The sequence below is a fragment of the Pseudovibrio sp. SCP20 genome (genome assembly GCF_057774105.1).
Window position 1 is genome coordinate 60267 of the sequence record NZ_JBYMDH010000002.1, and the last position, 24379, is coordinate 84645.

The 24379-nt window shown below is 53.4% G+C and carries 24 protein-coding genes; 8 read left to right on the forward strand and 16 right to left on the reverse strand.

What is annotated here, in order from left to right; genetic code table 11:
* Nucleotides 1–70: 70 nt before the first annotated feature.
* On the reverse strand, nucleotides 71–898 hold the full coding sequence (locus AC3CB2_RS08700) for a RibD family protein (RefSeq protein WP_352932933.1): 828 nt from the start codon (nucleotides 896–898) through the stop codon (nucleotides 71–73).
* A gap of 137 nt (nucleotides 899–1035) precedes the next feature.
* Between AC3CB2_RS08700 and AC3CB2_RS08705 the strand changes: the two genes are divergently transcribed.
* Nucleotides 1036–1593, forward strand: a complete 558-nt coding sequence (locus AC3CB2_RS08705) for a cytochrome b (protein ID WP_008548704.1) — start codon at nucleotides 1036–1038, stop codon at nucleotides 1591–1593.
* On the opposite strand, the gene AC3CB2_RS08710 is transcribed toward AC3CB2_RS08705, so the two are convergent.
* Both AC3CB2_RS08710 and AC3CB2_RS08715 read right to left on the reverse strand, forming a co-directional pair.
* On the reverse strand, nucleotides 1583–2359 hold the full coding sequence (locus AC3CB2_RS08710) for a precorrin-6A/cobalt-precorrin-6A reductase (RefSeq protein ID WP_352932930.1): 777 nt from the start codon (nucleotides 2357–2359) through the stop codon (nucleotides 1583–1585). The two genes, AC3CB2_RS08705 and AC3CB2_RS08710, sit on opposite strands and share 11 nt — an antisense overlap.
* Entirely contained in the window at nucleotides 2359–3477 is a 1119-nt protein-coding gene (locus AC3CB2_RS08715) for a cobalt-precorrin-5B (C(1))-methyltransferase (protein WP_352932927.1), read from the reverse strand. The genes AC3CB2_RS08710 and AC3CB2_RS08715 overlap by 1 nt, the downstream gene beginning before the upstream one ends.
* Nucleotides 3478–3584: 107 nt before the next feature.
* On the opposite strand from AC3CB2_RS08715, the gene cobA reads away from it, so the two are divergent.
* Nucleotides 3585–4415 (forward strand): uroporphyrinogen-III C-methyltransferase, encoded by an 831-nt coding sequence (gene cobA / locus AC3CB2_RS08720; protein WP_352932924.1) that lies wholly within the window; start codon nucleotides 3585–3587, stop codon nucleotides 4413–4415.
* Nucleotides 4412–5770, forward strand: a complete 1359-nt coding sequence (locus tag AC3CB2_RS08725; protein ID WP_352932921.1) for a cobyrinic acid a,c-diamide synthase CobB — start codon at nucleotides 4412–4414, stop codon at nucleotides 5768–5770. The genes cobA and AC3CB2_RS08725 overlap by 4 nt, the downstream gene beginning before the upstream one ends.
* Nucleotides 5771–5779: 9 nt before the next feature.
* On the opposite strand, the gene cobM is transcribed toward AC3CB2_RS08725, so the two are convergent.
* The 7 genes from cobM to AC3CB2_RS08760 are packed head-to-tail and all read right to left on the reverse strand — an operon-like array spanning nucleotide 5780 to nucleotide 12391.
* Nucleotides 5780–6559, reverse strand: a complete 780-nt coding sequence (gene cobM / locus AC3CB2_RS08730; RefSeq protein WP_352932918.1) for a precorrin-4 C(11)-methyltransferase — start codon at nucleotides 6557–6559, stop codon at nucleotides 5780–5782.
* Complete coding sequence (cobJ, locus tag AC3CB2_RS08735) at nucleotides 6556–8409, reverse strand: precorrin-3B C(17)-methyltransferase (RefSeq protein WP_352932915.1); 1854 nt, start codon at nucleotides 8407–8409, stop codon at nucleotides 6556–6558. The genes cobM and cobJ overlap by 4 nt, the downstream gene beginning before the upstream one ends.
* Complete coding sequence (gene cobI / locus AC3CB2_RS08740) at nucleotides 8382–9122, reverse strand: precorrin-2 C(20)-methyltransferase (protein WP_352932913.1); 741 nt, start codon at nucleotides 9120–9122, stop codon at nucleotides 8382–8384. Before cobI ends, cobJ begins: the two co-directional genes overlap by 28 nt.
* Nucleotides 9101–10327: a precorrin-6y C5,15-methyltransferase (decarboxylating) subunit CbiE gene (gene cbiE / locus AC3CB2_RS08745; protein ID WP_352932910.1), complete on the reverse strand. Its 1227-nt coding sequence runs from the start codon at nucleotides 10325–10327 to the stop codon at nucleotides 9101–9103. The genes cobI and cbiE overlap by 22 nt, the downstream gene beginning before the upstream one ends.
* A complete protein-coding gene (locus AC3CB2_RS08750; protein WP_352932907.1) occupies nucleotides 10324–11010 on the reverse strand; it encodes a precorrin-8X methylmutase in 687 nt (228 codons plus the stop codon). The genes cbiE and AC3CB2_RS08750 overlap by 4 nt, the downstream gene beginning before the upstream one ends.
* 2 nt (nucleotides 11011–11012) lie before the next feature.
* The gene (locus AC3CB2_RS08755; protein ID WP_352932904.1) at nucleotides 11013–12128 is read right to left on the reverse strand and encodes a sirohydrochlorin chelatase; all 1116 of its coding nucleotides are present in this window, start codon (nucleotides 12126–12128) and stop codon (nucleotides 11013–11015) included.
* Nucleotides 12128–12391, reverse strand: coding sequence for a DUF6732 family protein (locus AC3CB2_RS08760; RefSeq protein WP_008548751.1), 264 nt, complete (start codon nucleotides 12389–12391; stop codon nucleotides 12128–12130). Before AC3CB2_RS08760 ends, AC3CB2_RS08755 begins: the two co-directional genes overlap by 1 nt.
* Before the next feature lie 434 nt (nucleotides 12392–12825).
* On the opposite strand from AC3CB2_RS08760, the gene AC3CB2_RS08765 reads away from it, so the two are divergent.
* Nucleotides 12826–13359: a glycine cleavage system transcriptional repressor gene (locus AC3CB2_RS08765; protein ID WP_352932901.1), complete on the forward strand. Its 534-nt coding sequence runs from the start codon at nucleotides 12826–12828 to the stop codon at nucleotides 13357–13359.
* Between the two features lie 119 nt (nucleotides 13360–13478).
* Nucleotides 13479–14804: a guanine deaminase gene (gene guaD, locus AC3CB2_RS08770; protein ID WP_352932898.1), complete on the forward strand. Its 1326-nt coding sequence runs from the start codon at nucleotides 13479–13481 to the stop codon at nucleotides 14802–14804.
* A gap of 25 nt (nucleotides 14805–14829) precedes the next feature.
* Here guaD and AC3CB2_RS08775 read toward each other — a convergent pair whose 3' ends face one another.
* The 6 genes from AC3CB2_RS08775 to AC3CB2_RS08800 form a co-directional block, all read right to left on the reverse strand.
* Complete coding sequence (locus AC3CB2_RS08775) at nucleotides 14830–16215, reverse strand: MFS transporter (protein ID WP_352932895.1); 1386 nt, start codon at nucleotides 16213–16215, stop codon at nucleotides 14830–14832.
* Between the two features lie 218 nt (nucleotides 16216–16433).
* Nucleotides 16434–18182 (reverse strand): gamma-glutamyltransferase, encoded by a 1749-nt coding sequence (gene ggt, locus AC3CB2_RS08780; protein WP_352932892.1) that lies wholly within the window; start codon nucleotides 18180–18182, stop codon nucleotides 16434–16436.
* A 35-nt stretch (nucleotides 18183–18217) separates the two neighbouring features.
* Nucleotides 18218–18937 carry an aspartate/glutamate racemase family protein gene (locus tag AC3CB2_RS08785; protein WP_352932889.1) on the reverse strand — a complete coding sequence of 240 codons (720 nt, stop codon included), beginning with the start codon at nucleotides 18935–18937 and terminating at the stop codon, nucleotides 18218–18220.
* Between the two features lie 100 nt (nucleotides 18938–19037).
* Nucleotides 19038–19376: a hypothetical protein gene (locus AC3CB2_RS08790; RefSeq protein ID WP_008548363.1), complete on the reverse strand. Its 339-nt coding sequence runs from the start codon at nucleotides 19374–19376 to the stop codon at nucleotides 19038–19040.
* Nucleotides 19377–19523: 147 nt separating this feature from the next.
* Nucleotides 19524–20087 (reverse strand): UbiX family flavin prenyltransferase, encoded by a 564-nt coding sequence (locus tag AC3CB2_RS08795; RefSeq protein WP_352932886.1) that lies wholly within the window; start codon nucleotides 20085–20087, stop codon nucleotides 19524–19526.
* Between the two features lie 5 nt (nucleotides 20088–20092).
* Nucleotides 20093–21661: a UbiD family decarboxylase gene (locus tag AC3CB2_RS08800; RefSeq protein ID WP_352932883.1), complete on the reverse strand. Its 1569-nt coding sequence runs from the start codon at nucleotides 21659–21661 to the stop codon at nucleotides 20093–20095.
* Between the two features lie 169 nt (nucleotides 21662–21830).
* On the opposite strand from AC3CB2_RS08800, the gene ubiT reads away from it, so the two are divergent.
* The 3 genes from ubiT to ubiV all read left to right on the forward strand — a co-directional run bounded on the left by ubiT (nucleotide 21831) and on the right by ubiV (nucleotide 24364).
* Nucleotides 21831–22367, forward strand: coding sequence for a ubiquinone anaerobic biosynthesis accessory factor UbiT (gene ubiT, locus AC3CB2_RS08805; protein WP_014283670.1), 537 nt, complete (start codon nucleotides 21831–21833; stop codon nucleotides 22365–22367).
* A gap of 71 nt (nucleotides 22368–22438) precedes the next feature.
* The gene (gene ubiU / locus AC3CB2_RS08810; protein WP_008548238.1) at nucleotides 22439–23458 is read left to right on the forward strand and encodes a ubiquinone anaerobic biosynthesis protein UbiU; all 1020 of its coding nucleotides are present in this window, start codon (nucleotides 22439–22441) and stop codon (nucleotides 23456–23458) included.
* A gap of 9 nt (nucleotides 23459–23467) precedes the next feature.
* Entirely contained in the window at nucleotides 23468–24364 is an 897-nt protein-coding gene (ubiV, locus tag AC3CB2_RS08815) for a ubiquinone anaerobic biosynthesis protein UbiV (RefSeq protein WP_054783023.1), read from the forward strand.
* Nucleotides 24365–24379: the final 15 nt, after the last annotated feature.

Here is a 24379-nt window from a genome sequence, read left to right on the forward strand (position 1 = left end):
TCGGAGATTCACGCAAGTTTATAAGTGCACTTTCTGGCGAAAGGAAATGCTTTTCCGCTTAAAGCAGGTGTTAGTTGCTTAGGCTTAGATCAGCAAGCATATCGACGCCGAGCGGGTGCCATGTCACGTCAGGTCGGATTGCCTGAGCCAGATAGTCGATGGCTGGGAGTTGCAGGCCACGTGGGCCGGATCCAATGATCAATGGGGCGATCATGAGGTGCAGGCGATCGATCATTTTCAACTCAATGAAGCGAGAGAGGGTCCACGCTCCGCCTTCCACCAGAATGCAGCGGAACTCTCGCAAGGCGTAGCGGATTTCAGCGCATGACAGGCGTCCTTTTGCATCTGGTTGAAGTTGGAAACATTCGACACCTTCCGGATAACGGGCATGAGCATCCGTTCGTGTGATCACGATACGGCGGGCGCTGTTGTCCTGAAACAAAGTGCTGTCTCTTGGCATCCGGCCATAAGGGTCGATGACAATACGGGCAGGATGACGTCCGCTGACATGCCTGACTGTGAGCTGAGGGTTGTCTGCGACAGCAGTGCCGACCCCAACAACCACTGCATCGCAGAGGGCACGCAATCTGTGAAGGTGGATCAGAGCCTCTGAGCAGCTCACATAATTGGAGTCGCCCGTTACAGTAGCAATCCGGCCATCAATAGATTGACCTAACTGACCGATAACAAACTGTTTTTGGGCCTGACATAAAGGTGCGAACACGCTGCCGTAGCCTTGCAGATCTGGTGCGCGCCTTTCAACGGAAGCGGCTAAAACCTCCTGCCATTCTTCGGGAGACAAGATACCCGGCGACTGAGCTTGTGGCTTTTCACAGGTCAGCTGAGAGCCGTTCGCTTGTTCTTGCAGATGTGTCGGCGTTGTATGGCCTCTGTCCATCAAGCCCCCTTGTTTTACCGAGTTCACAGCCCACCTCACCTAAGGTTAGCCTAGTGGTAACGAACCTTGATTAATCTGTCGATCAGGAGATTGCAGGGGCTCTTGAGGAACCTCTGGGATTATCAGGAGAACAGAACATGGCCCATCAAGTTGCCGGATATTCTGCCATGGCGAAGACCTATCATTGGATCGTCGCCATTCTGGTTTTCATCATGGTTCCGATGGGTCTGGTTATGACCGATCTTGGGCCGGGCGCTCTGCAAAACACGCTCTACTTCTACCACAAGAGTATCGGTATACTGTTGTTTTTGCTGGTGGTTCTGCGTCTGTTGCAGCACTGGATTACACCAGCGCCTCCACCGCCTGCCTCCCTTTCGCCGGCACTGCGGATCGTTTCACGGTCGGTGCATGGGTTGCTTTATCTGGTGTTGATCGTCAATCCCATTCTCGGATGGATTGGGCTTTCTCTTTACGGTGCGCCAATTCCATTCTTCGGCTTGTTTGATCTGCCCAGCTTAGTGCCACAGGATCGTCCGAATGCAGAGGGTATTCTGGACTTTCATGCCACCGTTGGCGTTGTTTTTGCTTGGCTTATTGCCTTGCATGTGCTTGGTGCATTTTATCACTGGCTGATAGCAAAAGACGGCATTATTGAGCGCATGACGACAGCGCCCTATCAGAAGCCTAAGAACTGACTGAGGTTGTCTGCTCTGTGCCAACACACATTGGCAGAGCATTCAGGGCTTCATCAATGGAAGAGCACTTCACGCCACCATTGTACTCAGGGCGCTTGATCACGGCGACAGGTAAGCCCAGCTCTCGTGCAGCCTTAATTTTTCCATAAGATGCTGATCCACCACTATTTTTGCTGATGAGCCAATCGACCTGTAACTCTTGAAATAGCTTAGCCTCTGCTTGCCAGTCGCTGTTTGGCAGGCCTTCGATGTAGTTTGCGTTTTTTAAGGCGTTGGTTTGCGTTGGTATGTTGAGAGTGCGGATGATGAAGGTAAGATCCGGACGGTTTTTAAGCGGTGCAGCTACTTTTGAACTTGCTGCGAAGAAGACTTTTTTATCTGGGGGCACCAACTTCAGAGCTGCTTCAATAGTCTCAGCAAACTGCCAGTTATCGTCTGTTTCCTGCTTCCATGGCGCACGCTCAAAGCGGATCAATGGTAGAGAGAGACGCGTAGTTGCTACAGCTGCGTTATGAGACATCTGAGCGGTGTAAGGGTGAGTTGCGTTGATTACCGCTGCTATGTTCTGAGATTGAAGATACTCGACCAATCCTTCTGTGCCACCGAAGCCCCCGGTTCTGGTTGGTGCAATCAGATCTGCTGGGCTTCGTGTCACGCCAGCAAGCGAGGCGATGAGTTCATATTTTGAAGTGGCAGCGAGAGCCTCAATCAGTTTCCGCGCATCTTTTGTGCCGGCCAGCACGAGGACTTTCGGCTTCTTGAGCATCACGACTGCTCCAATTGAACGTTTTCATTGGCTGGCGCGTGGCCTTGAACCTGACCTTGTCGATCAACTACGATAATCTCAACACTCACTGGAGCTCCACGGAGGATGTTCAAAGCAGCTTTTTGTGCACGCAGAGCTATGGCTTCTCCGATTTGAAGCCCCTCTTTTGTTGCTTGTTGTGCCACGTATGAGACGAGTTTTGCTTCTCTGGTTTCTTTGAGGAGTGCCTCTGACGCACCTGCTTGCTTCAGCACATCTGCCAGAGCCTCGAAGTCCACTGCAGAACGGGCTGAGTGCAGGTCCATGGCGCCTTGGGCGAGCTTTGTCAGCTTTGCTATGCCGCCGGAAATCGTCAGTTTGGAGACCGGGTGCGCGCGAAGGTACTTCAAGAGGCCGCCAGCGAAATCTCCCATGTCGAGATAGGCTTGCTCCGGTAGGTTTGGATAGTATGCGCGCAGGACATCTTCAGATGTGGCACCTGTTGCAGCGGCAACATGGGTGAGGCCAGTGGCACGTGCAACATCAACTCCGCGATGGATTGAGGCGATCCAGGCTGCGCAGGAGAAGGGACGGACGATGCCTGTCGTTCCAAGAACCGAGAGGCCGCCGACAATGCCAAGCCGCGGGTTCATGGTTTTTTGCGCAAGTTCCTCACCATTCTGGATCGAAATCTCAACATCAACAGCCACTGCAACTCCATGAGCATCCGCAAGTTTTTGCAGTTCACTGGTGATCATCTGGCGGGGGACAGGATTGATCGCTGGTTCACCGACCGGGATTGGTAAGCCCGGCTTTGTGACTGTGCCGACACCTGCACCGGCAAGGAAACGGATTCCGTTGGCTTGGGCGTTGTGCCTAACAGCGGCCTGAATGCAGGCTCCGTGCGTGACATCCGGGTCGTCTCCAGCGTCTTTGATGATGGCTGCTGTTGCTGCGTTTTCTTCCAGCTTTTCGAAAGCCAGAGCGAAGGCAGGTTGCTCTCCGCGAGGCAGCGTAATGGTGACCGGATCAGGGAACTCACCCGACAACAAAGCAGCATAGGCTGCCTTGGCTGCGGCTGTTGCGCAGGCGCCTGTTGTCCACCCTGTTCTCAGTTTTTTCTGCCCGGTTTCAGCCATGTGGCGACTATACAGATTTAGCGGAAGATACCAAGCAGAAGGCTTTGGACTTCCAATTGGTTTCCAATTAAATTGCTACGCAAAATCACATAATATGCGAGAGCCGCTTGATCGATATCTCCCTCCCCCAATTTGAATTTCCAGTTCTTGAATCCGGATGGGTTTGGCTTGCGGGTGCCGGGCCCGGTGATCCCGGCCTCCTGAGCCTCCATGCATTGAATGGTCTGCAGCAAGCTGACGTGATTGTTTATGACGCGCTGGTGGATGAACGCATTCTTCAATTGGCCGGGAATGAGACTGAAATCATTTATGCGGGAAAGCGCGGCGGGAAACCCTCCCCCAAGCAGTCCAGCATCTCGATTAAGCTGGTGGAACTGGCAAAATCTGGCAGGCGTGTGTTGCGGCTTAAAGGCGGTGATCCGTTTGTGTTTGGTCGCGGTGGTGAAGAGGCGCTTGCGCTGGTGGAAGCCGGAGTTCCTTTCCGTATCATACCCGGCATTACGGCAGGTGTTGGTGGGCTGGCCTATGCAGGTATTCCAGCGACCCATCGCGGGGTTAATCAAGCGGTTACGTTCCTCACAGGTCATGATCAGAATGGGGTTGCGCCAGACCAACTGGACTGGGATGCTCTTGCCAAAGGATCACCCGTGATCGTGATGTACATGGCGATGAAGCATATTTCGCTGATTACAGAGAAGCTGATGAATGGCGGACGAAGCGCTGCCGAGCCTGTTGCAGTGATTTGCAACGCCACGCAACAGCATCAACAGGTATTGGAAACAACGCTTGGTTCCTGCGCTGATGACATTGCGAAAAGCGGATTGAAGCCACCTGCTATTGTCGTTGTGGGTGATGTCGTAAATTTGCGAGAGCAATTGAACTGGATTGAGCCAGCTTTGGCTCGCACCTCTCAAAAGGAAGAGGAACCTGCCCTATGACCATCGCGAAGGGTTTCGTCATTGCAGCGCCGTCTTCAGGGTCTGGCAAAACAACCATTACACTGGCGTTGCTGCGTGCTCTTCGTGATACCGGGGTTCGGATCTCCTCCGGCAAATCCGGGCCAGATTATATTGATCCGGCTTTCCATAGTGCTGCTTCCGGTCGTCCTTGCCTGAACTACGATGCCTGGGCCATGTCATTGGCTCAACTCTCTCTCAACGCCACAGAGCAGGAAAAACACAGCGATATCGTTGTCATTGAAGGGGCGATGGGCTTGTTTGACGGAGCAGCGGATGGATCTGGCTCTGTTGCTGAACTTGCCGTGCATCTGGGCTTGCCTGTTATTCTCGTGGTGGACTGCAAGTCTCAGGCGCAATCAGTAGCGGCCTTAGTCCATGGCTTCCTGACTTATCATCCGCACTGCCACATCGCAGGTGTTATTCTCAATCGCGTCGGGTCAGAGCGGCATGAGCGGATATTGCGGCATGCGCTGGAGCAGTTGAATGTGATCGTGTTGGGGGCTTTTTATCGCTCAGAAAAGCTGGCTTTGCCAGAGAGGCACCTTGGCCTTGTGCAGGCGAGTGAACGTGAGGATCTGGAAGAGTTTTTGAATGCGGCAGGTGAGGTCGCGGCTGAAAGTGTCGATGTGCCAGCACTGATGCGATTGACGAAGGTGCTTGCTATTCCCGCAAGAGAGAACAAAGAGCTCACAGGCATCTCGCATCTACCACCACTTGGACAACATATTGCGATTGCTAAGGATATTGCTTTTGCGTTCAGCTATGAGCACCTGCTGAGTGACTGGCAAAAACAAGGCGTTACCCTCTCCTTCTTCTCTCCATTGGCCGATGAAGGCCCATCCACTGACGCAGACGCAGTGTTCTTGAGTGGCGGTTACCCTGAGCTTCATGCTGAAAAGCTCTCTCATTCCAATGGCTTCAAGAGTGGAATGAAAACGGCAGCCGATGCAGGCAAGCTGATTTATGGTGAGTGCGGCGGGTATATGGTGCTGGGCGACGCTTTGACGGATAAGAGTGGCCAGTCCCACGAGATGCTTGGTCTTCTGCCTATCGAAACCAGCTTTGCAAACCGAAAGCTGCACCTTGGTTATCGCAAACTCAAGACGACTGAAGCTGCTGGTGCGTCTGGCTTTCCTTGGCTCAAGCCTTTGGGAGCTCACGAGTTTCATTACTCAACATTGACTGTTAAGTCTGAAGCCCCGTCCCTCTTTGCTGCACAGGATGCTGAGCATCATGAGCTTGATCCTCTGGGCCACATCAATGGCCGTGTGATGGGATCATTTGCTCATGTGGTAGCTGAAAGAAGCGAAGAATGGTGGTCCGCTTCTTTCTGATTGAGTAGATCAGGCTATCGCTTTTGCCTTCTTTTTCGGCCTCAGAACATGCACGTGGTTGGCATCATAGAGCGCGCTGTCACGAAACTCCTTGCCAGCTTTCAAAGCCGGGCCAACGAAGATGAGCGCAGTTCTGGTAATCTTCGCGGCTTTTGCCTTCTCACGGATATCTGCCAGGGTTCCATGAATGAATGCCTCATCCGGCCAGCCCACGCGATAAGCGATGATTACCGGGCAATCCTCACCGTAAAGCGGTGAGAGCTTGCGATAGATCTCGCCCAAGTTTCTGACAGATAAGTGAATTGCCAGAGTTGCTCCAGAACGCCCCAAGGTTTCCAGATCCTCACCCTCTGGCATGCCAGAGGATTGCATTGAAGTTCGGGTGATGATGATGCTCTGCGCGATTTCCGGAATCGTCAGTTCCGTTTTCAACGCAGCCGCTGCTGCTGCGAACGCAGGGACGCCGGGGGTCACATCGTACTCAATGCCCAGCTCATCCAAGCGACGCATTTGTTCTGCAGTTGCGCCGTATATGGATGGATCGCCGGAGTGAACACGAGCAACATCCAGCCCTTTTTCGTGAGCCTTCGCGATCTCGTCGATGATCTCATCCAAGGTCATGGAAGCTGTATCCATGACGAGCGCATCATCAGGCGCAGCTTCGACAATTGCAGGTGGCACCAGTGAACCGGCGTAGAGACAGACTTTGCAGGTTTCGATAAGCCTCAGCGCCCGCACAGTGATCAGCTCAGGATCACCCGGCCCTGCCCCAATAAAATGAACCGTCACGCTGCAGTCTCCGTTTCTTTTGTCGGTGCGTCGATCTTCTTGGCATAGCCACGCGGTGTGTAGACGAAGTGCAGAGACTGGCCGTCCCCGCCCAAGCGGGTCTGGCTGCATCCCACAATTACGGTGGTCAGCATGTCCACATCATCGACCCTGAGATCTTTCAGGGTGGTCGTGGAGATAGCCTCATCCTCTCGCCCGATGTTTGAGCCAAGAATGACAGGCGTGTTTTCAGGGCGATGTTCAAGCAGCTTTTCACGTGCCCAAGCCAGCTGCGTGCGGCGGCGTTTGGAGACCGGATTGTAGAAACCAATCACGAAGTCACCGATTGCAGCTCCTTCCAGGCGCTGCTGGATTGTCTCCCATGGAGTCAGAAGATCTGACAGGGAGATGGCGCAGAAGTCATGACCGAGCGGAGCACCAATGCGGTTGCTGAGAGCAATCATGGCTGAAATACCCGGTGCCGAGGCGACTTCAACGCGGCGAGCCGCATCGCTGACACCGCCGTTTTCCTGCGGGCGGTCGAGCAATTCGAAGACCAAAGCCCCCATGGCATAAACACCTGAGTCTCCAGAACAAACCAGCGCTACGTTGTGGCCCTGTCCCGCTCTTTCGAGCGCAAAACGGACGCGTTCTTCTTCGGCACCCAGAGGGAAAGCATGGCGTTGCTTGCCTCTGATGAGTGAGGAAACCAGATCCAGATAGAGACCGTAACCAACCACTTCATCCGCTTCAGCCAACCAGCTGGACGCTTCCGGCGTGCGCCATGCTTCTTGCCCCGGACCGATGCCGATCACGTGCAGGCGGCCTCGAGCCCGGCCAATCTTCTCGTGATTGATAGGAACTGACGCTTTGGCAATAGCGACTGTGGCGTTGGCTGTTTTCTGTTTTTCCAACACGAGTATGCCAGATGATCCTACACCGGCTAATGCAGAACCTTCACTGACGCCATAGCAGCCGACTTCAGCAAAAACCAAATCCGATGGATTTTGCAGGCGCTCTTTGTGTTCGTTGAGTTCCTCAGCTGTGAATAGGCGGAAAGGCTTGTTGTAGCGGGCGGCGAGTTTGTTCATCGCCACTTCATCGGCCTTCAAGTCGATACTGGCAAAGGCAGCAACGGCGCCGATTGAGATGTTCGCTTGTTCCAATCCCTTCTGGAGAAGATCATCAAGCTCTTCCAGCGAACACCCTCGTGAGCAGCCGAGGCCTACCACATGTGTTTGCGGGTGGAACACCAGCTTGCCGTGATGTCCATCCTGAGGTTCTTCTGTGGCAACAATCTCCAGATCTGCATCATCTGCGACAGGAAGGGTTGCAGCTTCCAGCCAATCCGCTTGCCCTGAAAGCTTCACGGTATCACCCGCCAGCATGTGAGCCATTACAGACTTGGCGTCTGTTGGATTGGCGAGTGTCCAGCCCTCTGGGGGATCATCCAGCGCAACGCCAAAGACATTATCGCCTGCTGTGGTGATTGCGGCGTGACCTTTCAAAATCTCCGCAATCTCGTGAGCAAGGGCATTTGCTCCGCGGTGGCCGCCTAACAATGGCACAACGCTTGAGCCGTCTTCAGATACTGCGATTACCGGGGGCTCATTGCGCTTTTCAGCCAGGACTGGCGCAAGGGCGCGGATGAGAATTCCGGCAGCACAGATGCCGATGATTGGTGTACCTGACTGGAACAAGGACCGCAGATGGTCCATTGGTTCCGAGAAGGACAGATGATAATCGACGTTGGGCTTTGAGCCACGCCGTGCAAAGCCGTGAATGAGGCTTTCATCCAGAACAGTGGAGAGCTTCTGAGCCGTTTTTAAAGCGACCGGGCTGATCACAACGATTGCGGGTGCAACGTCCATGCCTCTTCTCCCTTATAGACAATTATCATTGAAAAATACGGTGCTGTTTCGTTTGGATAGTCCGCCAAGCGGGACACCACCATTTCCGGCAGGGTCGCACGTTCAACGTATCCGGCAGCACCAAGTAATCCCAGTTTTTCGAGCAGAGCTTTCACGCGTGGCAGATGGCGTCCGACCTTCATGATGACGAAGGCGTCTGACTGCATAATCCGCTGTTCGAGCTGCTCATCTTCCAACGGGCCCGGAATGATGGTGAGCACCTCATTGCGGGCTGCAAGCGGTCTTCCCAAAGCAGCCGCACAGGCATTCACGGATGAAACGCCCGGTACGATTTCGCAGGCGAAGTCTCCCCTCAAACGCTCATAGAGGTACATGAAGGAGCCATAAAGGAATGGATCGCCTTCACACAGGACGACGACATCCTCACCAGCTTGCAGCTTAACCGAGATTGATTCTGCCGCTTGGTCATAGATTTCCTTGGCCGGAAACCGGTTGACCTTCATAGGCATTTCAATCGGGATCTCAGAGGTTCCCTCTTGGATATACAGCGCGGCTATTTGGCGGGCGAAGCTTGGCACTCCAACGGCTGCGGGATAAGCGATGGTTTTTGCGGAGCAAATGAGCCGGTGAGCTTTCAATGTCAAAAGCTCAGGATCTCCTGGTCCAAGACCAACGCCATAAAGCGTACCAGTCATGACTTCACCAAGCTCCATTGTGTCACCGGCATCAAAGGACGCCAGCCCGTGAGACCGCCGATGGGATCCGCTCTGGAGATTGCAATCCGGCACAGTTCTCCACCGAACTTTTTCCAACCCTCGGCCAACACCTGCTCTCCTTCCAGAGTGACAGCGTTGGCAACCAAGCGACCTCCTGATGGCAGTGCGTCAAAGCATGTTTTGAGTATACCTGCTGACGTGAGGCCACCTCCAACAAAAATTGCATTTGGCTGCGGCAAATTATCAAGTGCCTCAGGGGCTTTGCCCTCAACGAGCTTGAGTTGAGGCGTGCCCAGAGCGGCGGCGTTGCCACGAATGAAGACACTTCGCTTTTCCAGCGGTTCGATGGCAACTGCCTTTGTATCTTTTGCTGCACGCAGCCACTCAATGCCGATGGAACCGCTGCCTGCGCCGATATCCCACAGGAGCTGGCCCGGAATGGGAGCAAGTTTGGCAAGCGTGACTGCGCGTACTTCCTGCTTGGTCATCTTGCCATCGTGCCGGAATGCAGAATCCGGCAGGCCAGGTGTGCGTGACAAAACAGGGGTGTTGGGGATCGGCTTGGCTTCAATTGCGACGGTGTTCAGCTCTGCGGCTTCACCGTTGTACTCTTCAGCTTCGCAGGAGCTTACTTTCTCCTGAGGGCCACCGAGATGCTCAAGAACAGTGAGCGAGCTGGCGCCGTAGCCTTCATCTGCGAGAAGGTCGGCAATCTCTCCCGGTGCTGCACCGTTTGATGTGAGCGCGATGATCCGTGCACCCGGATAAAGGAAACCGCGCAAGGTATCCAAAGGCCGTCCATGCAGGCTGAGTGTTTCTACATTTTGCAGAGACCACCCCAAGCGGCTTGCCGCCAACGAGAAGGCTGAGAGATGCGGGATGACCTCAATTTCCTCAGCACTGAACTGGCGATGCAGCGTTGCTCCGATACCGAACCATTGTGGATCTCCCGTCGCGAGGACAACCGTGTTCTGACCGCGGTATGATGCAAGCTCTTCAATGCCCTTTGTGAGGGGAGATGGCCATGCCTTCATCTCACAGGAGATATCCTGAGCAGCTCCCTTCAGAAGCTCCAGATGTCTGGCTCCACCGTAGATCAGAGATGCTGATTGCAGGGCTGATTGGGCTGCGGGGGACAGGCCATCAAAACCATCCTCACCAATACCAATGATTGTGAGCCAAGGTGCAGTTTGACTGCTCATTTTGATGCCTCCGGGCTCTTTTCTTCGGGCAGACCTGCCGCCATCGCATTGACTGCCGCGGCTGCAATTGCGGAGCCACCTCTACGCCCCAATAGGGTGAGAAACGGTATGCCGAGGGCGCTTTCCGCCAGTGCCTGTTTGGACTCCGCTGCACCAACAAAGCCAACCGGAAAGCCGAGAATTGCTGCCGGTTTGGGAGCGCCTCTTGCTATCATCTCCAGCAGATGGAACAGAGCCGTCGGCGCATTGCCGATGGCAACCACTGCACCATCCAAATGCGATTTCCAGAGTTCAACGGCAGCGGCTGATCTTGTTGTGTCAAGCTGTCTTGCCAGTTCAGGAACCTCTGGCTCATTCAGAGTACAGATGACCTGATTGCTTGCTGGCAGATACTTACGGATCACCCCGTGAGCAACCATCTCCACATCTGTCAGAACAGAAGCGCCATTACGCAAAGCTTCATTGGCCTTTGCGACAACATCTTCAGAATACGCCAGGTCCTGCGGGATGTCGGTCATCCCACAGGAGTGGATCAGGCGAACTGCGATAGGCCTCAGGTTTTCTGGCAGGCTTTCAAGTTCAGCCTCCCCCCGTACGATGGAAAAGGACTGCCGATAGATTTCGGCAGGATCCTTAATGTAATCGTAGGGTGCCAGAACTTCATCATTCATGTTCTGGCCCATACTCAGGCATCATCCTTCAGCATGGATTTTGGCCCAAGAGGGTGATCTGCATGTGGATACGGATGATGATGGTGATCATGCCCGTGGTCATCACCATGATGGTGGTGGTGATGGTGTCCATGCCCGTGGCTATGGTCGTGAGAATGGCTGTGCGCATGATCATGGGAGTGCGCGCCTTTGCTGTCACACTCACCTGTGCACGTCACATCGCATAGCTTGCACTCAGCCTCATCACCCAAGCCTTCCACGTGGTGGTGGTGGCTTTCCTGCGGCAGGCCGATCTCCGCCTCAAATCCAAGCACCTGCTCTCTGTATTTGCAGAGCTGGCAATTCATGTTGTTGGAGCCTTCAAGGATCTCAGTGACACGCTCCTGCATTGTGTCGATGACCTTCGGGTGGTCGTTGAGATAGCCAGCCTTGATGAACTCGATATCTGGATGGCGCGCGGCAACGTCATCGGTGAAGTTGTAGATGCGCTGAACCAATACACCGGTGAACAGGAAGTATGGGAACACGATGATGCGCTTGTAGCCAAGCTTGACGGCATGCTCCAGACCCGGCTCAACCAACGGGAAAGTTACGCCAGAGTAGCAAGTTTCTGCCCAGCCAAAGCCGAAGCCTTCCCACAGCATGCGGGTGATCTTGGCGACATTAGAGTTTGCGTCCGGATCTGATGCGCCGCGACCGACAACCATCAGCAAGGTTTCTTCCGGCTTCACTTCAGGATCTGCAGCATCAATGGCTTCCTGAATGCGAGCGCCTGCGGCCTGTACCATGCGGGTGTCGACGGCGAGTTCGCGGCCATACTCGATAGACACTTCAGGATGCTTGGCCTGATAGGTGTTGAGCACGGAAGGAATATCATTCTTCGCGTGCCCTGCAGCAAACAGCATGCCCGGAACAGCCAGAATGCGCGTGCAGCCCTGCTCCCTCAAGTTGTCGAGACCTGAATGGATCACTGGGTTCGCAAACTCCAGATAGCCATAGTCCACTGGCAACTCAGGAAATCTTTCACGAATACCTTCTGCAAGGCGTGCAAATTCGGCGACTGCACCTCTGTTTCGACTGCCATGTCCGCAGATCATGACGCCGAGTTTTTCTTCTGTTTTTTTCGTCATTATGCTGGCTCTGCTTCTGCGCTTTCTGGAGTGAGACCGCCATCGGTCTCGGCGGCATCTGGCGTGGTTTCTTCAGCAGATGCGGATCGCTTTTTGGCTTTGGCTGCTAATCCGGCGATGATTGCTGCACCGGTGACAGCAGCGATACCAATCCAGTGGCTGTGGCCTGCGAGCTCGCCCAAATGGCCGGCATGTGCAAAGGCAGCAGACGAGGAAAGACCCATTACTCCGGCAAGGAGCACAGGCTTCAAATAATAAGACATGTTCTATCTCCAACATGCAGCAGTGCCTTCCATTGCCAAAGGCAACAGGGGGTTCCGCTGTCATTTAAGGAGACGTCGCAAAGACAATAGATGGACCGACGAAATAGAACATCGGCCGCGCACCAGAGGTCCGCAGCTTCACACATTACTTCGTCAGACAGCTTCGATTCTGGTCCCCGATGTGGGTCGACCGCCCCCGAAATCCATTTCAGTCCGTCACGGGACGCCGTCCATAGTTTTACGTGGAGCACGCTAGTTGCCCCCCCTGGAGATAGCAAGCTGATAATTTGCGCAATTGGTCGATACCAGAGGTTTTCTTAGGTGCAAAATTACGGGGAACTTGATCGAAGTGTTTGACTTACACCTGCATCTGGCATTGCTATTATAGACAGGCCCCAGCCTATTAAGAGGGTCGCTTTTGTGGAGAATGCGTTATGAAAAAAGAGCTTGTCCTCACCGTCGTTGCTGATGACCGCCCAGGTCTGGTTGGTGAAATCTCCAAGGTGGTTGCTGATCACAAGGCAAACTGGATCGATAGTTCCCTTTCACGTTTGGGAGGTCAGTTTGCAGGGATTGTTCGTGTGCATGTTGACAAAGCACAGGCAGCGGATCTCTCAGCAGCTTTGATCAAGCTTGAAACGCTGGGTCTAACCATCGGCATTCACGAGCACAACACGGGCGATGCTCCGGCTGGTGCTCATGCGCTTCTTCATATTCTGGGGCAAGATCAACCCGGCATGATCAGCCGCGTATCCAGCGTACTGGCAGATTTGCATGTGAGCATTGAAACTCTGGAATCTCTGGTTGAGCCGGGTTCCATGAGTGGTGATCTGATGTTCCGCGCAAATGCCCGCATTATCATTCCGCCGCATCTGTCTCCGACGGAAGTGTCTGAGGCACTTGAAGGAATTGCGGCTGACCTGATGATTGACGTTGAACTCAATGAAGCAGCAGTAGAAGAGAACTGATCTCTTACTCGCATCACGTTGTTCTCAGATCTCTCCCGGGTAACTACGTATTTTCCCTCGCTCCATGCTGGAAATTACGTTAGTTATGGCTGTTTGGTTCAATTCCCGAGGAAGATCTGATGCAAGAGACTGTACGGACGATTACAGCGCTTCGCGGCCATGTGTTTCAATTTAGCGGCGATCCGTTCTGCGATAATCCGGCAGAGGCTCTGACTGACTGGTCTGATGGACTTGTCGTAACTGAAAACGGCAAGATAACCGCAGTGGGCGATGCAGCAGAGCTGCTGAAGACACTGCCGGATGATGCGATGGTTCATGACCACAGCGGCCAATTCATTCTGCCGGGTTTCGTGGATTGCCACGTTCACTATCCGCAGACTGAGGTGATCGCCTCATATGGCGCACAGCTGATTGAGTGGCTGAACACCTATACTTTCCCAGCTGAATCCAAGTTTGGCGACATTGATTATGCACGGCGTGCTGCAGATGTTTATTTGCAGCAGAGCTTTGCCAATGGCATCACCAGCGCTTCTGTTTACTGCACCATTCACCCTGAATCCGTCGATGCTCTGTTTGAGCAGGCGGCGCGTTACAACATGCGGATTGCCGCCGGTAAAGTGATGATGGACCGCAATGCGCCGGAAAACCTGCGTGATACAGCCCAGACTGGCTATGACCAATCCAAGGCATTGCTGGAGAAGTGGCATGGGCAAGGCCGTGCGCTTTACTCCATCACTCCACGATTTGCGCCTACCTCCACGCCAGAGCAGATGGAAGCAACCGGGGCTCTCTGGAAAGAACATCCTGAGGTGCTATTGCAAACCCATACCTCTGAAAACCGTCAGGAGCTGGAATGGGTTGGTGAGCTTTATCCTGAGCATCCTGATTATGTTGGTGTTTATGAGCACTTTGGATTGCTTGGCAAAGGCTGCATCCTTGGGCACGGCATTTACCTGAATGACCGCGAGAAATCGCTCATTCACGAGACAGGAACGTCGATCGCTCACTGCCCAACCTCAAACACCTTCATCGGTTCCGGCTTGTTTGATGTGCGCGGCTCGCACTTTACGCACGAACCGATCAGCGTTGGACTGGCAACGGATGTGGGTGGTGGCTCCAGCTTCTCCATGCTGACCACCATGCGGACAGCCTATGAGGTGGCTCAGCTGCAGGGATACTCACTGCATCCGGTGCAAGCGTATTATCTGGCAACCGTTGGTTCAGCGAAGGCGCTCTATCAGGAAAACCGGATTGGTAACATCAAAGTGGGTATGGAAGCTGACTTTGCGATTATTGATCCGCTTTCAACCCCGCTTATCCGACATCGGATGGCTTATGCCAACAACGTGATTGAGCAGCTGTTTATCCAGATGATCCTTGGTGATGACCGCGCTATTGCAGCGACTTATGTTGATGGCAAGCGCGTGTACTCTCAAGCAGCTTAAGCATTGAGTGGGACTGGTTGAATGATCAGTCCCGACTGCTTGTATCGGCAGTTTCAAGGCCCTTCCCGAAGTGGAAATAACACAGCAAGTAGCAAAGCAGTGTCACAGCTGCTGCGGTGCCGAATACGAACTCGTAGCTTTGCGTGAACAGGAATATTGAGCTGGAGATGGACATGCCGATTGTTCCGCCCAACATCTGAGAGGTGATCATCACCCCACTCGCCTGCCCCTTTTTTGTCAGCTCCACCGAGTCCACGGATGACTTCATAGAAGGCAGAAACAACAATGGCATCGCAGCGCCCCATGCAAGAAGCGCAGGCAACAGCAGCCAGTAGTCGTCCTGTGCAATGAAGGCGGTTAGCCAGAGGGTGGCGCTGGAGAGCACAAAGAGCCCACACATTGCTGGCGTGCGAACTCCGAATTTGTCAACGCAAACGCCGCTTAAGCCTGCTGTTGCAGCATTCATCACGACTGCGGACATCAATGCAAGGCCTGCGAAGAATGGGGCAAAGCCGAGTTTATCCTGAAAATACAGCGCTCCAAAAATGAACATCACGATTTTGGAGTACTGCGCCTGAAAAACAACAAAGGCTGCCACAGCGAAGGACGGTTTTCTGAAGAACCGCACCTGTATGAGTGGTGCTTTTCTGCGGAGTTCATTCCAGACGAAGATCGTCAGCGCAGTCACTCCGATGATGAAAGACAGCAGGATATCTCTTGAGGACCAGCCCCACTCCGGCGCTTGCATGATGGCCAGGACGAAGAAGAACAGCCCGACAAGCAGCGTGATGAAGCCCAGCCAGTCGAAGGAATAGTTCGAGATATCTCGATCTGGTCCATGAGCGACCCGGCCTTTCAGTGGAGCAAGGGCAATCACCAAGCAGACAATCAGGACAAACGGTGGGTTGATCCAGAAGATCCAACGCCATGAGAAGTAGCTCGTGAAGTACCCACTGACCAACGGCCCTGAAGAGAGAAAGATGGTTGCGATGGATCCAAAGATGCCCAGCGCAAATCCTCGTCGTTCAGGTGGGAAAATACGAGAGATCGCAACGATCGGAAGAGGAAACATGATCGCGGCGCCAATGCCCTGCACCACACGTGCGCCAACCAGAAAGCTTCCGTTTGGCGCAAAACCACAGGCCAGTGAGGCCAAACCGAAGATGATCATGCCCGACAGGATCAGATAGTTGATATTCACCAGATCTGCCAGCTTACCGCCCAGCGCAACCAGTGCCGCAAACATCAGCAGATAGGAGTTTACCACCCAGTGCGCCTGAGTGAGCGTCATGCCAAACTCTTCGGAGATGGTTGGCAGCGCTAAACTGACGACCGTCTCATCCAGCAATGTTAAGCCGAGGATGAAGCTCATGGCAGCCAAGAGCACCCATCGGTGAGTTACCGAAGGCATACAGTCATCATGAGAGTGATTTTGTGTTAGCTCCGTCATTGGCCACCGGCACCTCTGGGGGCCGGTGCCATTGGGCGCAGCCACTTGCGAGAGCTTCTAGCTACCACGACGGTGAGAAACCGCTTAAGAGCGCACTTTGGTATACGCTTAGCAGAGCCCTAAGGCTCGGGTGACAATTGCACAGATCACCCGAGCCTCAAGAATGTCAGTTCTGGGATTTATTCACCCAGAGCAAGGCCTTCGCGGCGTGGGTCGACCCCACCTTGCAGGCCATCAGCTGTAATCACAATTCCGTGCAGACCGGAGTTGAGATCACGAATGTTGGTTTTGTAGCCCATTGCATCCAGAGCTGGTTGCAGCTTTTCAGCAGCGGTGCCTTTTTCAAGGTCATAGGTGCCAAAGCGGTTGACCAGATGCGGCATGGAAATCGCTTCCTGAATGTTCATGCCCCAGTCCAGATTTGCGACCAGTGTTGTTGCCACATAACCAATGATGCGGCTACCGCCCGGAGACCCAACAACAACGAACGGCTTGTCATCCTTCATGACGATTGTTGGTGCCATGGAAGAACGTGGACGTTTGCCCGGTTCAACACGGTTTGCAATCGGCACGCCATCACGGTGAGTGCGGAATGAGAAGTCTGTCAGCTCGTTATTGAGCAGGAAGCCGTTGGTCATCAGGCGAGAGCCAAAGCCGTTCTCAATGGTGGTTGTCATGGAAACAGCATTGCCATTCGCATCCACAATGGAGAAGTGGCTGGTGGATGGCAGCTCAATGCTTTCATCATCAGCCAACAGCATGGCGTGATCCCAGGTTGGGTTGCCCGGTACGACCTGTTCTTTGGACAGTGCTTTATCGCCGCTCAGAAGCTCAGCACGCTCTTTCAGATAAGCTGGTGCCACAAGGCCTTTGGTTGGCATTGGCACGTAATCGCTATCTGCCATGTAACGACCACGGTCCGCAAACGCGAGACGTGATGCATCGCCAATCAGACGCCATGCATTCGGGTCGCCAGAGTTCATGGACGGCAGGTCGTAGCTGTTGAGCTGACCAAGGATTTGACCAACAGTCAGAGCACCTGATGATGGAGGGCCCATACCGCAGACTTCATAAGCCCGATACTCTGCACAAACAGCAGCGCGCTCTTTGATCTTGTAGTTTGCAAGATCTTCAAGGGCGAGCTTGCCTGGATTGCCTTTGGCAGACTGGACTGTCTCCACAATCGCTTTTGCAATCGCGCCCGAGTAGAAGCCATCTGCACCATCTTTGGAGATTGCTGTCAGCGTGGCTGCATACTCAGGGTTTTTAAGAAGATGTCCAACCGGAAGAGGTTTTCCGTCTGGCAGGAAGTAGTTTTTTGTTGTCTCGAAGCGAGAGAGACGCTCCTGATCCTTGGTGATCAAAGCGTTCAGACGTGGAGAGACCTCAAAGCCGTCCGCTGCCAGCTTGATCGCAGGTGCCACCAAGTCCGCCCAAGGCAATGATCCCAGCTTTGCGTGGGTATCATAGAGCAGTTTGACGGTGCCTGGTGTTCCGACTGACAGACCACCTACAACAGCATCATAGAACTTGAGCGGTTCGCCGTTTTCGTTCTGGAACAGTTCTGGCGTTGCAGAGGCTGGAGCGGTTTCACGACCGTCAAATGTGGTCAGCTTGCCTGTTTCAGCATCGTAGTAGACGAGAAAAGCGCCACCGCCGATACCGGAAGACTGAGGTTCAACCAATCCCAACATCAGCTGTACGGCAACCATTGCGTCGATGGCGTTACCGCCTGCTTTCAGGACATCAAAACCAGCCTGAGATGCATGGGGGTTTGCGGCGACTACCATAAACTTTTGCGCAGTCACCATTTGCTTGTCGGAGATGCCGCTTGCCATTTCCGGCGCGACGCTGTCTGCTGCCTCCTGCGCCTGAGCAGGTAGAGCCAGCCCTGCTGCCAATAAGGCAGAGACCCATAGTTTTTTCATTATTTTCCCTCCTGAAGCGGGCAAATTCCCGCTGATTAGATTAGATCTTCAAATTCACTTTCTTTTTTCAATGCAAAATCCAAAATTCCGCGTACATGTTCTGTGGTGCTATCAATGACCGGAGCGGAAATATCCTCCTGTCCCACCAACAGCCCAAGTTCCGTACAGCCCAGAATGACGCTGTCTGCGCCCTGATCCTGAGCCTTCCTTACAATCTGCAAAAGAGTGCGGCGAGAATCCTCGTTAATCTGCCCCCGACACAACTCATTATATGCAATGTCATGGACGACGGCTTGCCCTCCATTGTCAGGGACGACAACCGACATTCCATGGAGTTCCTCTAATCGCTTTATATAAAAATCATGTTCCATCACATAACGTGTTGCAAGCAAAAGTGGTTTTCTGCGTTTCACCTTTTGAATGGCAGTCGCAGTTGTTTCAGCAATATGAATGAATGGGATCGTCAAACCATCCTGGATGTAGGAGGCGACTTTGTGCATTGTGTTCGCACAGATCACAATGCAATCAGCACCGGCACTTTCTAACTTGTGTGCCGCCTGTTTTAGCAAGCTGCCCGCTTCTTCCCACTCACCGCGAGCAAGAAGCAATTCGATCTGAGAAAAATCGAAGGACCACAATAACAGCTCAGCAGAGTGAAGCCCGCCGAGCCGCATACGTGTTTGCTGATTTATCAGCCTATAATAAGTAGCAGTGCTCTCCCAGCTCATTCCTCCCAATAAGCCAATCGTTTTCATTTATTCCTCGACATAAAATACTCGTCGCAGGAACTATGTTGGCAAATTGTGCCGACTTAGAGAAGGTCGTTTTTTGTGCAGTCGAGCTGGGAGACCTGTTTTAAGGCACTCTGCAGGTGATGTCCTCACCATCTTTTGCTTCACAGCATGCCCACTCGGTGTACTCACCTGTGCATGCTTCGCCACCTACAGAACGACGATTGCAGAGTTTGTTCGTCTGGAAGGTATAGCGATCATCGGTATCGATATCAGTGAATCTATGGATGGGTCCGTTTGGAGCTTCCGGTCCGATAGTGACCTGAACTTCGCAAAGCTCGGTGTCAGTGGTATCCAGAGTGATGGAGGTTGCGTTCGCTTTCTGACCCAGCGCTAACACTAGGAAAAGAGCCGAAAACACAAAGAGGCCAAACCAGAGGGGGCGCTTGAAACACAGGGACATTATCTTCACCTTTAGTATTTTTCTATTAAAATTGAATAGAAATTACCTATTCAATTCTGAAGTGAAGGTAGCTGTCAGCTGTAAACTTAAGCCGCAAAGTGGGCGGTGAATTTTCATAAGATTACAATAAAGTAACCTAGGATAAGTCTATTGCCACTTAGTCATGTTCACACCCGGGTCAATTCCTAGTGTATTAATCCCACGGGCAGCAATTTCTTTGAGCATATCCTCTTTGTTTTGCATATCTGCATAAAATGGAGGCACTGGTGGTGTGATAATTCCACCCATCCGAGTCACCTTGAGCATCGCTTCCAGATGACCCTCATGCAACGGTGTCTCACGAGGCACGAGAACCAGCTTGCGACGTTCTTTCAGAACCACGTCTGCTGCCCGGGTCAGCAAGTTGTCAGAGAACGAATAGGCCACACCAGACAAAGTACGCATGGAACAAGGCGTGATGATCATGCCATCGGTGTGGAATGATCCACTGGCGATTGAGGCAGTCATCTCATCGGGCGCGTATGTGACGGAAGCCAGCGCGCGCAACTGCTCAACACCATCATCGCCAAGCTCATGCTGGACAGAGGCAACCGCACCTTTGGAATGCACGAGGTGTGTTTCAACACCCAATACCTGCAGAATTTCCAGTGTCTTCAGAGCAAGTTGAGCTCCAGATGCTCCAGAAACTCCAACAATGATGCGCTTGGCCATGCAGATTACTCGCTTCCCTCAGAAGAACCTGTTTTCTCTGCTGGAGAGATAGCATCGTTTGGCTGATCTTTGTTCTGTTTTTTCGGCAGACCACCGGGGAACAGTTCATCCCAGCGGTCTTCAACCTTCTTGGTTAGCTCTTCTGGCATGCGCATGACTTCCGGCCAGTCGGTGCGTGTTTCAGAACCGATCTTGGTCGTCGCGTCGATGCCAAGCTTTCCGCCCAGCCCTTCCATACCGGATGCGAAGTCCAGCGTATCAACTGGGGTACGATCCAGAACGACAAGGTCACGAGATGGATCCATGCGCGTGGCGACAGCCCACATCACATCGCTCCAGCTTCTGCAGTCAATGTCTTCATCAACCGTGATGATCAGCTTTGTCATGGTAAACTGAGGCAGCAGAGACCACATGCCCATCATGACGCGGCGTGCTTGACCCGGATAGCTCTTCTTGATCTTGAGAACTGCAATCCGATAGGAGCAGGCTTCTGGTGGCAACCACAGATCGACGACCTCCGGGATCTGCTGCTTGAGGAGCGGCAAGAAGACATCATTCATGGTCTCTGAGAGAACAGCTGGTTCGTCGGGCGCTCTGCCGGTGAAGGTGCTCATGTAAACTGGGTCCTTGCGGGCACGGATACCCGATACTTTAAATACTGGGAACTGGTCAGGGTCGTTGTAATAGCCGGTGTGGTCGCCAAACGGGCCTTCTTCGGCTGTTTCGGTTGGCTCAGCGAAGCCTTCCAGAACGATCTCAGAGGATGCTGGCACGTGCAGGTCTACGTGCTTGCAGGGGATCAGCTCCGGTCTGCCGCCAGATAACACACCAGAGATCATCAACTCACTGACGTCCGATGGTGTTGGGATCACGGCAGACAGGATTGTGGCTGGATCAGCGCCAATGACCACAGCGACAGGCATGCGCTCACCACGCGCCTGCCAGAGGCGGTGATGTGCTGCTCCGCCACGCATGGCAAGCCAGCGCAGGATGGCTTTGTCCTTGCCAATGACCTGAGCGCGGTAAATGCCGAGATTGTATTGAGAAGGATCGTCTTTCCCCGGAGGGCGGGTGATGACGATACCCCACGTGATCAATGGCCCTGCATCATTTGGCCAGCACATCTGGACCGGCAGCTGCTCTAGATCCACCGGCATATCAATCAGCGGAGAGGATCTTAGGCGTTTCGGTCTGGCGGCCCATGCCGCTTTTGCGACAGGTAAGGCGTCGATGAAGCCTTTCAGGCCTTTTGGTGGTTGTGGTGAGCGCAGGTAGGCCAGCAGCTCGCCCAAGGCAGGCAGCTCATCGGGCGCGCAGCCAAGGCCAAGAGCGACGCGTTCGCGCGTGCCGAACACATTTGTAAGCAGTGGCATGCTGCTCTGAGTTCCTGAACATGTGAGTGCATTGTCGAACTGAAGAACCGGACCGCCCTGCTCAATCACCTGACGATGGATTTCAGTGGCTTCGAACTGAGCCGAGACCGGAGCCTTTACTTTTACAAGCTCCTGCTGTGCTTCTAAAACATTGAGAAAGCTGGAGAGTGTCTCGAACTTCTTTTCTGTACGCCAATACATTCCATTACCAGATCAAAGGGTCGCTACCAGATTACCGCGGCCAACTTAGGATCTGTCCACCGGGTTAACACAGATTTGAAGGCAGTAGCCTTTCAGTTCCTTGACCTCCATCAATGATGAGTGCCGCTAGGATTAATAGGAGAGGATACTGATCAGTGGAGATTAAAGTATGTTCTTTAAACCGGACCGAGGCCTGTTTCCTCCTGCCCTGCAAAAAGCTCTCGGCATCTTGCCGGTTCCTCCGCTTGGCTTTGCTCTGACCAAGGCAGTGCGCCGGCTTGCCCGCACACGTCCAGATCTCTTTGAGCGTCTGGATACCTACAAACGCTCGCACTTCATCATTGATCCGATTGATATCCCGCACGTGTTCCGCCTTATTCCAAACGGAGAGCACGCGACTGTTGAGATGTTCAAGCGGAAAGATGCTCCTGAAGGTGCAGCACGCATCTCCGGACCGCTCATCGTTCTGCTTGGGCTGGTTGATGGCACCTATGATGGTGATGCTGTGTTTTTCACCCGCGATCTGGTGATTGAGGGCGATACGGACGCTGTGCTTGCGCTTCGCAACACCATGGAAGAAGCCGATCTCTCACCTGCTGAGTTCCTGGGCTTCAATGGTCGTCCGCGTGAGGTCGTGGATGGGGCAACCAACAAGACATTAGATCATCTGCGCCGACTACTCGACGCACCAACTGCCACTTCCTGATTGCCGCTGCAGGGTGGGAGCGCCCTGCGCGAACCAAGTGGTTCACTCTGTTATTTTCTGGAAGGTGTTTTATGCTTGGACAGCGCAACGATAATAATCCGTCGCTGGAGCTTGTTTGCCCAGCCGGTACACCAGCTGCTCTTAAAGCCGCCGCAGAAGCGGGCGCACACAGCATTTACTGCGGTCTGCGCAACGAAACCAACGCACGTAACTTCCCCGGCCTGAACTTCTCTGAAAAAGAGCTGAATGCCGGTGTCCGTCTTGCTCACAAACATGGCTCGCATGTTCTTGTGGCTGTGAACACGTTTGCCCGCGCAGGCGATACGCATATCTGGAAGCGCGCCGTAGATGCTGTTGCAGCTTCTGGTGCTGATGCGATCATCGCGGCAGACATTGCTGTGCTTGACTACGCTAAAGAAAAGCACCCGGACCTGCGTTTGCACCTTTCCGTTCAGGCGGCGGCTGCAACGCCTGAGTCCATCAGCTTCTATCAGGATACCTTTGGTGTTCAGCGTGTGGTTCTTCCGCGTGTGATGTCTGTTGAGGAGATCGTCAAACTCAACAAAGAGATCACGGTTGAAACCGAAGTCTTTGTTTTTGGTGGCCTCTGCGTGATGACAGAGGGGCGCTGTGCGCTTTCTTCTTACGCCACTGGTAAGTCTCCGAACCTGACCGGCGTGTGCTCCCCTCCTGGCGATGTTTCCTACGATGAAGATGGAAGCAATCTCTACGCGCGTCTGGGTGGGTTTACCATTGATGGCTTTGGTGAAGGCGAGACAGCTGGCTACCCAACTCTTTGTAAGGGTCGCTTCAAGGCAGAGGGCGAGACCTCTTACTTGTTTGAAGATCCTGTCAGCCTGAATGCAGCAAGCTTGTTGCCGCGCCTTCAGAAAGCCGGGGTGACTGCTTGTAAGATTGAAGGTCGTCAACGCGGTAAAGCCTATATCTCTCAGGTGGTGAAGGCCTTCCGTGCGGCAGTCGACGCTATGGATGCAGGCGGCAATGCAGAAGAAGAAGTATCCGCCATGTTGAGCGCGATGACTGAAGGTGGGCGTGAAACCACCGGCGCTTATAAGAAGATCTGGAGATAAGGACAGAACATGAGCAAGATTGAACTTTCCTTAGGTCCTAACTTCTTCAACTGGTCCAACGAGAAGCTCGTTGATTTCTACGCCCGCATTGCGGACGAAGCTCCTGTTGAGCGCGTTTACATCGGCGAAGTGATTTGCGGTAAACGCATGCCGTTTAACGACAAGGTGTGGCCAGAGATTTATGAGCGTCTTGCCAATGCAGGCAAGACCGTTGTGTTCTCTACCATCGCTCTGCCGGTGACTGTTCGTGACCGCAAATCCATTAGCGCGCTTTCTGAAGATGGTGAACTGGTCGAAGCAAACGACATTGCTGGTGTACACAAGCGCTCTGGCCAGCCGTTTGTGGGTGGTCCGTTCCTCAACATCTATAATGAGCAGACTGCGAAGGTTCTGATGAATCTGGGCATGGAAACATTCTGTCCACCTGTTGAGTTGCCGATGAAGTCCGTAGAGGCGATTGCACAGGCCCTGCCGGATCTGACGATTGAGCTGTTTGCATTTGGCCGTCTGCCACTGGCTGTTTCTGGCCGCTGCTACCACGCACGTGCGCACAAGCTGCATAAGGATAACTGCCAGTTCATCTGTGATCGTGATCCGGATGGCATGGACGTGACAACTCTGGATGATCAGAAGTTCCTTGCAGCAAACGGTATTCAGACTTTGTCTCACAGCGTGCAAGCGATCACGATGAACCGTGATGAACTGCTGACCAAAGGCATTGGTCGTTTGCGTCTGTCCCCGCAGGACATCGACATGATTGCGGTGATTGAGATCTATCGTGATCTGGTTGATGGCAAGATTGAGAGCGCTGAAGCAGAGGCACGTTTGCAGGGACTGCCGCTGCCAGGAGCACTGGCGAACGGTTACGTCACCGGCAAGCCGGGCCACCTCTGGCAGGCTGATTAAGTTCAGATCAGATTT